The 10,948-nt window shown below is 73.1% G+C and carries 12 protein-coding genes; 6 read left to right on the forward strand and 6 right to left on the reverse strand.

The window, feature by feature from the left end:
* Positions 1–382 precede the first annotated feature (382 nt).
* The gene (locus tag ACFYZ3_RS01495) at positions 383–964 is read left to right on the forward strand and encodes a TMEM165/GDT1 family protein (protein WP_328560214.1); all 582 of its coding nucleotides are present in this window, start codon (positions 383–385) and stop codon (positions 962–964) included.
* Between the two features lie 145 nt (positions 965–1,109).
* Positions 1,110–1,775 (forward strand): HAD-IA family hydrolase, encoded by a 666-nt coding sequence (locus tag ACFYZ3_RS01500; RefSeq protein WP_361014843.1) that lies wholly within the window; start codon positions 1,110–1,112, stop codon positions 1,773–1,775.
* 27 nt (positions 1,776–1,802) lie between these two features.
* Here the strand turns inward: ACFYZ3_RS01500 and ACFYZ3_RS01505 are convergent, their stop codons facing one another.
* Positions 1,803–2,951: a peptidoglycan-binding protein gene (locus ACFYZ3_RS01505; protein WP_388513184.1), complete on the reverse strand. Its 1,149-nt coding sequence runs from the start codon at positions 2,949–2,951 to the stop codon at positions 1,803–1,805.
* A gap of 166 nt (positions 2,952–3,117) precedes the next feature.
* On the opposite strand from ACFYZ3_RS01505, the gene ACFYZ3_RS01510 reads away from it, so the two are divergent.
* Complete coding sequence (locus tag ACFYZ3_RS01510; RefSeq protein WP_388513962.1) at positions 3,118–5,187, forward strand: DHA2 family efflux MFS transporter permease subunit; 2,070 nt, start codon at positions 3,118–3,120, stop codon at positions 5,185–5,187.
* A gap of 9 nt (positions 5,188–5,196) precedes the next feature.
* On the opposite strand, the gene ACFYZ3_RS01515 is transcribed toward ACFYZ3_RS01510, so the two are convergent.
* Positions 5,197–5,703 carry a GNAT family N-acetyltransferase gene (locus tag ACFYZ3_RS01515; RefSeq protein ID WP_388513186.1) on the reverse strand — a complete coding sequence of 169 codons (507 nt, stop codon included), beginning with the start codon at positions 5,701–5,703 and terminating at the stop codon, positions 5,197–5,199.
* 165 nt (positions 5,704–5,868) lie between these two features.
* Between ACFYZ3_RS01515 and ACFYZ3_RS01520 the strand changes: the two genes are divergently transcribed.
* Positions 5,869–6,540 carry a hypothetical protein gene (locus ACFYZ3_RS01520; RefSeq protein WP_388513188.1) on the forward strand — a complete coding sequence of 224 codons (672 nt, stop codon included), beginning with the start codon at positions 5,869–5,871 and terminating at the stop codon, positions 6,538–6,540.
* A 4-nt stretch (positions 6,541–6,544) separates the two neighbouring features.
* On the forward strand, positions 6,545–7,120 hold the full coding sequence (locus tag ACFYZ3_RS01525) for a hypothetical protein (RefSeq protein WP_388513190.1): 576 nt from the start codon (positions 6,545–6,547) through the stop codon (positions 7,118–7,120).
* 10 nt (positions 7,121–7,130) lie between these two features.
* Here the strand turns inward: ACFYZ3_RS01525 and ACFYZ3_RS01530 are convergent, their stop codons facing one another.
* Positions 7,131–7,538, reverse strand: coding sequence for a DUF1992 domain-containing protein (locus tag ACFYZ3_RS01530; RefSeq protein ID WP_388513193.1), 408 nt, complete (start codon positions 7,536–7,538; stop codon positions 7,131–7,133).
* 89 nt (positions 7,539–7,627) lie between these two features.
* Between ACFYZ3_RS01530 and ACFYZ3_RS01535 the strand changes: the two genes are divergently transcribed.
* Positions 7,628–8,020: a hypothetical protein gene (locus ACFYZ3_RS01535; protein WP_193782873.1), complete on the forward strand. Its 393-nt coding sequence runs from the start codon at positions 7,628–7,630 to the stop codon at positions 8,018–8,020.
* 27 nt (positions 8,021–8,047) lie between these two features.
* On the opposite strand, the gene ACFYZ3_RS01540 is transcribed toward ACFYZ3_RS01535, so the two are convergent.
* Genes ACFYZ3_RS01540 through proP form a run of 3 tightly spaced genes read right to left on the reverse strand, consistent with a single transcriptional unit; the run spans position 8,048 to position 10,721 of the window.
* Entirely contained in the window at positions 8,048–8,719 is a 672-nt protein-coding gene (locus ACFYZ3_RS01540) for an O-methyltransferase (protein WP_361014853.1), read from the reverse strand.
* Positions 8,716–9,306 (reverse strand): GNAT family N-acetyltransferase, encoded by a 591-nt coding sequence (locus ACFYZ3_RS01545; RefSeq protein WP_388513195.1) that lies wholly within the window; start codon positions 9,304–9,306, stop codon positions 8,716–8,718. Before ACFYZ3_RS01545 ends, ACFYZ3_RS01540 begins: the two co-directional genes overlap by 4 nt.
* 26 nt (positions 9,307–9,332) lie before the next feature.
* Complete coding sequence (proP, locus tag ACFYZ3_RS01550) at positions 9,333–10,721, reverse strand: glycine betaine/L-proline transporter ProP (protein WP_388513197.1); 1,389 nt, start codon at positions 10,719–10,721, stop codon at positions 9,333–9,335.
* Positions 10,722–10,948 lie beyond the last annotated feature (227 nt).

Here is a 10,948-nt window from a genome sequence, read left to right on the forward strand (position 1 = left end):
GGCGCACAGGTGTGCGGTCGGTTAGAAGTTAGTGACGTGTGCATGGCACGTCCAGGAGTGCGACGAGACTCGTGACAAGAGTTCGAGGCGGGACCTTCGGCCCTCGGTTCCGGCCGAGGGGTCGCGTACGATGGACGGCGCAGAAGGGGAGTAGCTCTTCGCCGGACCGTCGACATACTGCTCAGCCCGCCTGAGCCGGCGCCCGGAGGCAGGCCTCGCACGCGAGGCAGGCCAGCGAGACCTTCGGCAAGCAGTGCACGCCCGTGCCGTACGGCAGGGGTGGATCCGTGTGCTGCCGTGCCGAGGTGTCGCGTGTCGCGGAGGTCGTGAAAGCCGCGCAACCAGCACTCTCGGTGGGGTGGCCCCGACCGATTGAGGAATCTTGATCAGCCTGACCGTGACGGCGCTCGTCTTCGGTGTCGTCTTCCTCGCCGAACTGCCGGACAAGACCGCCCTCGCCGGCCTCGTCCTCGGCACCCGCTACCGCGCCTCGTACGTCTTCGCGGGCGTGGCCGCCGCCTTCCTGCTGCACGTCGTGCTGGCGGTCGCGGCCGGAAGCGTGCTGACCCTGCTGCCCCAGCAGCTCGTGCACGCGATCACCGGTGTGCTGTTCCTGGGCGGCGCCGCCGTGCTGCTGATGAAGAAGGACGACGGGGACGAGGAGATCCGCAAGCCGGAGGACCAGTCCTTCTGGAAGGTCGCCGGGGCGGGCTTCATGCTCATCCTGGTCGCCGAGTTCGGTGACCTGACGCAGATCATGACGGCCAACCTCGCGGCCCGTTACGACGACCCGCTCTCCGTCGGCCTCGGCGCGGTGCTCGCGCTGTGGGCGGTGGCCGGGCTCGGCATCGTCGGTGGAAAGGCCCTGATGAAGCGGGTGCCGCTGGGGCTGATCACGAAGATCGCGGCCGTGCTCATGCTGGGCCTCGGCGTGTGGAGCCTGTGGGAGGCGATCGCCGGCTGAGCGGCCGGCGGGTGCGGAGAGGCGCGTGCCGGTGGCGCGAACCCGGTCTATTTTGTACCGTGGATGAACAAAGTGGCTCCCGCCCGTTCTCCCTGACCGGCGGGCGGGGCCGCCTTGTTCCCTCCCCGCCCCTTGGAGTCTGCCGATGACGGCCACCGCCACCACCGTTCTGCCCGCCCGCGCCCTGCTGCTCGACATGGACGGCACCCTCGTCAACTCGGACGCCGCCGTGGACCGTGTCTGGCGGCGCTGGGCCGACCGGCACGGGCTGGACGGCGACGAGGTCATGAAGGTCGTCCACGGACGGCAGGGCTATGCCTCGATGGCGCTGCTGCTGCCGGACCGGCCCATGGAGCAGAACCACGCCGACAACGCGCGCATGCTCGCCGAGGAGACCGCCGACACCGAGGGCGTCGTCGCGATCCCCGGCGCGGCGGAGTTCCTCGCCTCGCTGCGCGGGCTGCCGCACGCCCTGGTGACCTCGGCCGACGTGGCCCTGTCCACCGCGCGGATGGCCGCCGCCGGGCTCGCGCAGCCGGACGTCCGGGTCACCGCCGAGTCGGTCGGTGCGAGCAAGCCCGACCCGGAGGGCTTCCTCAAGGGCGCCGCCGAACTGGGCATCGCCCCCGCCGACTGCATCGTCTTCGAGGACTCCGGCGCCGGTGTCGCGGCCGGACGTGCCGCCGGGATGCGGGTCGTCGGGGTCGGACCGCGCGCCGGGTTCCACGGGCCGGACGTGGTCGTGGAGGACCTGACGCGGGTGCGCGTCGAGGCCGACGCGGACGGCGGGCTGCGCCTGCACATCGGCTGACGGGGGCTGCCGAGCGGCCCGCCGCCCCTACGGTTCCCGGGTCTCCGACTCCAGCTTGCGGCGGGTGTCCGGGCCGTAGACGCCGACCCTGTCGGTGCGGATGCGGTTCTCCCACTGGTACTGGCGGACGGCGTCCTCGACCTGGCGGTCGTAGTCCCCGTCGAGGTCGCCCCAGTACATCCACTTCTCCTTCAGGCGCTGCTGGAGTTCCACGACCTCCGGGCCCTGGTCGCCGTGGCGCAGTGTGGGGCCGCCGCCGGGGTCCCGGTCGTCCTCCTCGGACTCCTGCGGGGCGTCGTCGGCCGGCGCGCTCGTGCTCCGCGTCGGCTCGGCCGACCGGGACGGTGTGGGCGAGGCGCTCGACGCCGACGGGGACGGCGAGGCCGAGGCGCTCGCACTGGCCGACGGCGAGGCGGACTCGGACGGGGAGGAGGACGCGGAGGGCGACGCCGGGGCGGAGGACGCGCTCGGTTCCGGACTGGGCGGGGCCTCGCTGGTCGACGGGTCCGGCACGCTCGCCCGGACCTCGTCCGGCAGCGCCCCGTCCCGCGACGGGGTGTCGTACGAGAACAGCCCGCTGGCGAAGCCCGCCGCGCCGATCACGACCACGACCGCTCCGGCGGCACTCAGCAGGACGCCCTTGCGCCGCCCTCGCGGTGGCCGTCCGCCGCCTGCGCCTCCCGTCCCCGGGTCCGCCCGGGGGAGGGGCGCGGTGGCGGATGCCTCGAACAGGCGCAGGTCGTGCGCGCTGGGCGAGCCCGCGGAGGGGGCCAGCGGCGTCGGCAGCGCGGAGGTCGCCTCCGTGTCCCCGCCGGGCGAGTCGGTACCGGGGTCGGCTCCGGAACCGGCACCGGCCCCGGCGTCGACGGCGCGCAGTGTCATGGTGGCGTCCGGGTCGGAATCGGACGCGGGCGCGGCGCTGGGCGCACCGGACGCGTCGGGCGCATCCGAAGACCCCCCGGCGTCGGCGCCGTCCAGCTCGACGTACGGCCGTATGCGCAGCGGATCGAAGTCCTCCGCCGCTGCCGCCTGGGCCGTGCGTGCGTCGCGCAGGGCGTCGGACGCCCTGGTTCCGCAGGCGCAGGACGGGGTGTTGTCCACCGCCCTGGGTGTGCCGCACTCCGGGCAGGCGGCCCCCGCCGGCCGGTCCTGCGACGGTTCCTTCTGCTGCTCCACGCGTTCGTCCCTCCCCTCGCGACTCCCCTCGCGAACTCCAGAGATTATGCAGATCTTCTCCATACTTCGGCGCACACGCCCCCGGAATGCCGGCCTCCAGGAGGACTGAAACGGCCATAACTGGTCACACCGACCAGGATGGACCGTGACACCTGTGGAGGTCGGGATGGCCGGAGACGTGCGCGAGACGACGGAGTCGGAGCCGGACCCGGCGCGGCCCGCCGCACCGGGGGAGCGGGAGCAGGTCTCCAGCGGCGTACTCGTCTCCATCGGAGCCCTGCTCCTCGGCATGCTGCTCGCCGCACTCGACCAGACCATCGTGTCGACGGCGCTGCCGACCATCGTCAGCGATCTGGGCGGCCTCGAGCACCTGTCCTGGGTGGTCACCGCCTACCTCCTGGCGGCGACCGCCGCGACCCCGCTGTGGGGCAAGCTCGGCGACCAGTACGGGCGCAAGAGGCTGTTCCAGCTGGCGATCGGGATCTTCCTGGTCGGTTCCGCGCTGTGCGGCATCGCGCAGGGCATGGGCCAGCTGATCGCCTTCCGCGCCCTCCAGGGCCTGGGCGGCGGCGGCTTGATGGTGCTTTCGATGGCGATCGTCGGCGACCTGGTGCCGCCCCGTGAACGAGGCCGCTACCAGGGCCTGTTCGGCGCCGTCTTCGGCGCGACCAGCGTGCTCGGCCCACTGCTGGGCGGGGTCTTCACCGAGCACCTCAGCTGGCGCTGGGTCTTCTACATCAACCTGCCCATCGGCGTCGTCGCGCTCGCCGTGATCGCCGCGGTCCTGCACATCCCGCGCCGCGCCGCCCGGCACGTCATCGACTATCTCGGCACCCTGCTCATCGCCTCCGTCGCCACCAGCCTGGTGCTCGTGGCCTCGCTCGGCGGCACGACCTGGGCCTGGGGCTCCCCGCAGATCATCGGGCTCGCGGTGCTGGCGGTGGTCCTGGCCGTGCTCTTCGTGGCCGTGGAGCGCAGGGCGGCCGAGCCCGTCCTGCCGCTGAAGCTCTTCCGCGTCCGCACCTTCACGCTGTCCGCGGTCATCAGCTTCGTCATCGGCTTCGCGATGTTCGGCGCGATGACGTACCTGCCGACGTTCTTGCAGGTCGTGCGCGGTGTCTCCCCCACCGTGTCCGGTGTGTACATGCTGCCGATGGTGTTCGGCCTGCTGCTGTCGTCGACCGTCTCCGGGCAGATCGTCAGCCGTACCGGCCGCTGGAAGGTGTTCCCCGTCGCGGGCACCGCCGTCACCACCCTCGGTCTGCTCCTGCTGCACCAGCTCGACGAGCACAGCTCCACCGGCGAGGTGAGCGCCTACTTCTTCGTCTTCGGCCTGGGCCTCGGCCTGGTGATGCAGGTCCTCGTCCTCATCGTGCAGAACGCCGTCCCCTACGAGGACCTGGGCGTCGCCACCTCCGGCGCGACCTTCTTCCGGTCCATCGGCGCGTCGTTCGGCGTGGCCATCTTCGGCACGATCTTCGCGAGCCGCCTCGGCGACCAGCTCACGGACGCCTTCCGGGGCGCCGCCCTGCCGCCCGGCGTCTCCGTGGACACCCTCAAGGCCGACCCGCGCGGCATCGGCGCCCTCCCGCCCGCGCTGCGTCCCGACGCGATCCACGCCTACGCCTCCTCCATCACCGACGTCTTCCTGTACGCCGCTCCCGTCGCCCTGCTCGCCTTCCTGCTGGCCTGGTTCCTCAAGGAGGACCGGCTGCGCGGCTCGGTCACGGCGCCGGACGCCACCCAGACCCTCGCCAGCAACCCGGTGGAGCGCTCCTCGCACGACGAGGTGTGCCGCGCCCTGTCGGTGCTCGGCACCCGGGAGGGCCGCCGGGAGATCTACCGCAGGATCACCGCGCGGGCGGGCTACGACCTGCTGCCCGCGTCGAGCTGGATGCTGCTGCGGGTCAGGAAGTACGGCCGGGTCGAACCGGCCCAGCTGGCGGAACGCAGCCCGGTCCCGCTGGCCACCGTGATGGCGGCGGCCCGGCAGGTGGAGGAGCGGCACCTCGCCGTCCGCGAGGGCCCCGACCTGGTCCTCACCCGCCGGGGCCGGGAGGTCGCCGAACGGCTGGCGCTGGCCCGCGAGGACTCGCTCGCCGAACTGCTCGGCGACTGGTGGGGCCCGGACCGCCCGACCGACCTGGTGCGGCTGGTGCGGGAGCTGACCGGGGAACTGTGCGGCTCGGAGCGGGAGCGCCCGCACGAGGGGCGCACGCCCGCGCGGGCAGGCTGAGCGCCGCCGTCAGGAGCCGCGGTCCGGGCGCAGCCGCTTGGCGAACCAGTGCTCGGCGTACGGACTCTCGTTGTAGGCCTCGGTCTCGGTGTAGCCGAGGCGCGCGTACAGGGCGCGGGCCTCGACGAGGTCGCCCCGCGTGTCCAGGACCATGCGCATCGCCCCGAGCGCCCGTGCCGCGTCCTCGGCGGCCCGCACGAGCAGCGCGGCGCCGCCCCGGCCGCGCATCGGGCCGTACAGGAACACCCGGGTCAGCTCGGCGGTGGTGTCGTCCAGCAGCCGGACGCCCGAGGTGCCGGCCGGTGCACCGCCGTAGCGCGCGACCAGCAGGCGTCCGCGGGGCGGTACGAGGTCGGCACCCGGGTACGCGGCGATCTCCCGCTCCAGCTCGTCGGGGTCGGTCGCACGGCCCTCGTGGAGCCGGTACCAGCGGTCGCTCACCTCCGTGTAGTACGCGCGCCAGAGGGCGGCGGCGACGGGGGAGTCGTACGGTTCCGGGTCGACGGTCCAGGTCATGGCCCGCATTGTCGGCCGGGGACCGGTGTCCCGGGCAAGCGTATTTTCCCACCGGTGGGCCGGCGGTGCACGCCGTGCGCCGTTTGAGCGCGGACTGCGGGGCAACACGAACGGCGAACCGGCCCGCTCGTAGAGACGGCAGGCCGACAAACCCGGAAGGCACTCATGTCCACAGGCGTGATCATCGCTTTGATCGTGATCGTGGCGGTCGTGCTCGTCGTCGCGGCCGTCCTTGCCCTGCGCGCACGGGGCCCCCAGCACGGCGGAAGCCTGAAGCGGCGCTTCGGGCCCGAGTACGACCTGGCCGTGGCCCGGCACGACGGCGACACCAAGGCGGCCGAACGCGAACTGGCCGAACGGGTGCGGCGGCACGGGTCGTTGCACACGCGGCCCCTCGAACCCGCCGAGCGCGAGCGCTTCGAGGCGCGCTGGGCCGCGGTCCAGGAGCGCTTCGTCGACTCCCCGCGCGAGGCGGTCGGCGAGGCGGACCGGCTGCTCGCGGAACTCGCCGGCGCCCGGGGCTTCCCGGACGGCGGCCAGTACGAGGAGCAGCTCACGGCGCTGTCCGTGCACCACGCGCACCACGTCGAGGGCTACCGCCGCGTGCACCGCGTGACCCACGCACGCGTGGACGACGCCCGGGACGGGGGTGCGGGCACGGAGGAGATGCGTGAGGCCCTCGTCGAGGCCCGGGCCCTGTTCGAGGCCCTGGTGCGCCAGGACCGCCACGACGACGGCCGGCAGCGGGCCGGTACGGAAACCGGCGGGTCACTCGCGCACCACGCCCCCGCGTCCCACGCGTGGTCGCTCGGCAAGCGCCGGCCGAAGGAGAGCTGAGGAAATGTCCGACGTGACAGGCAAGCACGGCACCCCGACCGAGCCCCGCACCCCCACCGAGCCCGGCACCCCCACCGAGCCCGGCACGGCGGCCGGACCCGGTTCGGCGGCCGAACGCGGTATCCCGGCCGAGTCCGCCACCACTGCCGGTGCCGGCGCGACCCCCGGGCCCGGCGCGACGACCGAGCCCGGCATCACCCACGAGCCCGGCACGGCCCCCGTATTCGGTACCACCGGCGAAACAGCTCCCGTGGCCGGCCCGGCAGGCGGGCCGTCGGACGTCCCGGTGGGTGCCGGCTCGCTCCTCCCGCCCGGGGAGTCCGACCGGCTCGGTGAGCGGCTGCACCAGGCCGTGGCCGGGTTCGTCGACGCGCCGCGGGCCTCCGTGGAGGAGGCCGACCGGGTCCTGGAGGAGATCGCCGCCCGCTTCGCGGACGCCGTGGCGCACCGCCGCCGGACCCTGCGCACCTCGTGGCACGAGGCCGGCGGGGACAAGGACGCGCCGAGCACGGACACCGAGCAACTCCGCCTGGCCCTGCGGGACTACCGCGAGCTGGCGGACCAGCTGATGCGCCGGTGAACGACGGGCGTCACCGCTCCGCCCGGCCCTCCCGCCACTGCCGTACGACCTCTTCGACGTCGTAGGGCTTCAGACCCAGCGGGGGGCCGGGCGGCGGCTTGAACATGACGTCGCGGATCTTGACGTTGATCTCCTCGACGATGCGGCGGACCACCCGCTCCGACGGTGCCTTCGCCGCCGCCTCCAGGGCGTCCTCCGCCTCCTTGCGCAGGGCCAGCGTGGGCGGCAGCACGGAGAATCCCTCGCGGGCCATCTTCCGCTTGACCCACCACAGTTCGTCGTAGGTGCTGTCCATCTCGCCGGGCAGGGGTTTGCCCACGCCCGGCAGCTCGGCGAACTCGCCGCGCGCCTCCGCGTCTCGAATCTGTTTGTCGACCCAGGACTCGAAGTCGACGCCAGGTGGCTTTCGCTCGGTCATGACCCCATTGTGCCGGACGCCGGACACGGCTTCACCGGTCGATCTATCATGCGGCGGCGACAAGCCAACGGGACCTCGAAGGAGCGCACGTGCTCGAACTCACCATGGCCGCCGTCACCGCGGCGGACGCGGGTGCCACGGCCGGCATGCAGATGGCCGACGCGCCCAGCGAGCCGGACGCGGTGCTGCGGGTGGGCAGGGACAAGTCCGTGTGCCGGCTGTCGACGCCGGACGACTGGCTGTTCGTCTCCCGGGTCCACCTGGAATTCCGCTGCGGAGCCGACGGCACCTGGCGGCTGAGCTGGCTGCGCGGCTCCCAGCCGGACCCCTCCAGCGAGGTCCGGCTGACCATCGGCGAACACCGGCAGGCCCTGCCGTACGGCGGCACCGTGCCGCTGCCCAGGGGCGGCAGCGGCGAGGTGGTGGTGCAGGACCGCGCGGAGCCGCGCAGCGTCAACGTCGGCTTCTACCACGAGGTGTAGGCGCGGCCCCGCGCTCGGGCCGGCGGCTCAGGCCAGCACGCGCGCCAGCGCGAAACCGTCGTACCCCTTGGTGCCGACCGTCTGGAGCGCGGTGCCGCTGAGCCGGGGGTGGCTGCCGATCAGCTCGATGGCGGCGCGGGTGCCGCGCACGTCGTCGCCGGTGTCGTCGGCGTCGGCCACCCGGCCGCCGCGGACCACGTTGTCGATGACGATCAGGCTGCCGGTGCTGGTGAGTTTCAGGGCCCACTCGAGGTAGTGCGGGTTGTTGCCCTTGTCGGCGTCGATGAAGACCAGGTCGAAGGGCGGCGGGTTCTCGTCGGCGAGCTTCGGCAGGGACTCCAGTGCGGGACCCACCCGTACGTCGACGAGCGCGTCGAGTCCGGCGCGGGCGATGTTGCGGGTGGCGACCTCCGCGTGCCGGGCGCTGTACTCCAGCGTGACCAGGCGGCCCTCGGCGGGCAGGGCGCGGGCCAGCCAGATGGTGCTGTAGCCGCCCAGGGTGCCGATCTCCAGGATGGTGCGGGCGCCCTGGATCTGGGCGAGGAGCTGGAGGAGCTTGCCCTGGTTGGCGGCGACGTTCACCGGAGGCAGCCCGGCGGCGTCGCTCTCCCTGCGGGCGGCCGCCAGGGCGTCGTCGTCCGGTGCGAGGTGGGTGACGAAGTAGGTGTCGACGTCGTCCCAGACCTGCGACTCGCTCATGCGGGGCCTCCCGTGTGCGTGGTGACGTGTTCCCGGCCCGTGGGCCGGACCTGTGCCCCGCGGCGGAAGAGCTGGCGGGAGCCGCCCTCCGGGCCGGGGGCGACGGCTTCGGCGGGGGTGAAGCCGAGGCGCTCGTAGAAGGCGCGGGCGCCGCTCTCGGTGGCGCCGGGGTGGTCGGCGCCGAAGGTGACCACCTCGATGTCGGCCGGTTCCCGCACCCACCTGCGCATCGCGTCCCGCATCAGCGCACGGCCGACGCCCCCCGCACGGGCCTGCCGGGACACGACCAGCCAGTGGACGTGGTGGACGACCGGCCGGTCCGCGTCCGCGTCCGTGCCGAACAGAAGCCCGCCGAGCAGCTCCGTACCCGTACCCGCGGCCGGGCTCGCACCCCTGCCCGTACCCGGGCTCGCGTCGGTGTCCGGGTACGGGGCGACGGCGACCAGGGCCGCGCCCCGGCGGATGTGCTCGCGCACCGCGTCGTGGAATCCGGCGTCCTCGACCATCGGGCCGAACCAGTGCTCCACCTGGCCCGCCAGGCCCAGGAAGCCGGGGAAGTCCCGCTCCTCTGCGAGTCTGACCATCATCCTGGCAGTCTCGCAGACAAGGGCGGTCAGCGCCGTTGCTCCACCGCCGGTGCCGAGCCCGGCAGCGGGCGGCCCGCCGACTCCGTCATGAACCACACCGCGACGCCGCCGACCACGGCCGCGGCCATCATGTAGTACGCGGGCATCATCATGTCGCCCGTCGCCCCGATCAGCGCCGTCACCACCAGCGGCGTCGTCCCGCCGAACAGCGACACCGACACGTTGAAGCCGATCGACAGCGAGCCGTACCGCACCCGCGTCGGGAACAGCGCCGGCAGCGCCGACGGCATCGACGCCGTGAAGCACACCAGCAGCAGGCCCAGCGCGGCCATGCCCAGGGCCACCGCGAGCAGGCTGCCCTCGCGGATCAGCAGCAGCGCCGGGACGGACAGCAGCAGGAAGCCCGCGCAGCCCGCGGCGATCACCGGCCGCCGCCCGACCCGGTCGGTCAGCGCGCCCGCGAACGGCTGGACGACCATCATCAGCGCCATCACGCCCAGCACCACGAGCAGCCCGTGCGTCTCGTCGTACTTCAGTTCGCTGGTCAGATAGCTCGGCATGTACGACAGCAGCATGTAGTCGGTGACGTTGAAGACCAGCACCAGGCCGACGCAGAGCAGCAGCGCCCGCCACTGACCGGTGACCATCTCGCGCAGCGGCACCTTCACCCGCTCCGTCTCCGCCTTCGCCACCTCGGCCGCGAACGCCGGGGTCTCCTCCAGCCGCATCCGCAGGTACAGGCCGACGATGCCCATCGGGCCCGCGATCAGGAACGGGATGCGCCAGCCCCAGGACATCAGATCGCCGTCCGACAGCAGCGCCGTCATCAGCGTCACCAGACCGGCGCCGCCGATGTACCCGGCGAGCGTGCCGAACTCCAGCCAGCTGCCGAGGAACCCGCGCCGCCGGTCCGGCGCGTACTCGGCGATGAAGGTGGACGCGCCCGCGTACTCACCGCCGGTGGAGAACCCCTGCACCAGCCGTGCGACCAGCAGCAGCACCGGCGCCCAGACGCCGATCGTCGCGTACGACGGAATCAGACCGATGGCGAACGTGCCCGCCGCCATCATGATCATCGTCACGGCGAGCACCTTCTGCCGCCCGACCCGGTCCCCGAGCGGACCGAAGACCATGCCGCCCAGCGGACGCACCAGGAACGCCGCCGCGAAGGCGCCGAAGGTGGAGAGCAACTGCGCGGTCGGGTTGCCCGACGGGAAGAAGACCTTGCCCAGCGTCACGGCGATGTAGCTGTAGACGCCGAAGTCGAACCACTCCATCGCGTTGCCCAGCGCCGCCGCCTTGACGGCACGCCGGACGAGGGCGGGATCGGTGGCGGTGGGCGCGCCGGGGGCACGCGGGACGGCGGGTACGGGACTGGTGCGGAACGGGGGAGTGGCGACGGGGGCGGCCGACAAAACTACGCTCGCCTGCTTTCGACGGGGACAGGGACGGAGGCGGGGGAACGCCACGACCCGCACGGCGGCGCTGTCGCCGGGCCGGAAAGAGCCCGCGGCACTCGGCCACGGGCGGAAAAGCGACCATAGGCGCTGATGCTCCGCTTACGCCCGGTATGCTTTTCGTTGCACTGTGCACCAAAATGGCGTACACGCAGGGGACATGCGCGCGCCGCGTGCCGTTCCCT

The sequence above is a fragment of the Streptomyces sp. NPDC001599 genome, from assembly GCF_042893535.1.
Classification (GTDB): Bacteria; Actinomycetota; Actinomycetes; order Streptomycetales; family Streptomycetaceae; genus Streptomyces.

Bases quoted from the DNA above. Each gene is read 5' to 3' on its own strand.
- ACFYZ3_RS01520 (WP_388513188.1), top strand. From the start codon at position 5,869: ATGTCCACAGGCGTGATCATCGCTTTGATCGTGATCGTGGCGGTCGTG.
- ACFYZ3_RS01500 (WP_361014843.1), top strand. From the start codon at position 1,110: ATGACGGCCACCGCCACCACCGTTCTGCCCGCCCGCGCCCTGCTGCTC.
- ACFYZ3_RS01530 (WP_388513193.1), bottom strand. From the start codon at position 7,538: ATGACCGAGCGAAAGCCACCTGGCGTCGACTTCGAGTCCTGGGTCGAC.
- ACFYZ3_RS01510 (WP_388513962.1), top strand. From the start codon at position 3,118: ATGGCCGGAGACGTGCGCGAGACGACGGAGTCGGAGCCGGACCCGGCG.
- ACFYZ3_RS01515 (WP_388513186.1), bottom strand. From the start codon at position 5,703: ATGACCTGGACCGTCGACCCGGAACCGTACGACTCCCCCGTCGCCGCC.
- ACFYZ3_RS01545 (WP_388513195.1), bottom strand. From the start codon at position 9,306: ATGATGGTCAGACTCGCAGAGGAGCGGGACTTCCCCGGCTTCCTGGGC.
- ACFYZ3_RS01540 (WP_361014853.1), bottom strand. From the start codon at position 8,719: ATGAGCGAGTCGCAGGTCTGGGACGACGTCGACACCTACTTCGTCACC.
- ACFYZ3_RS01525 (WP_388513190.1), top strand. From the start codon at position 6,545: ATGTCCGACGTGACAGGCAAGCACGGCACCCCGACCGAGCCCCGCACC.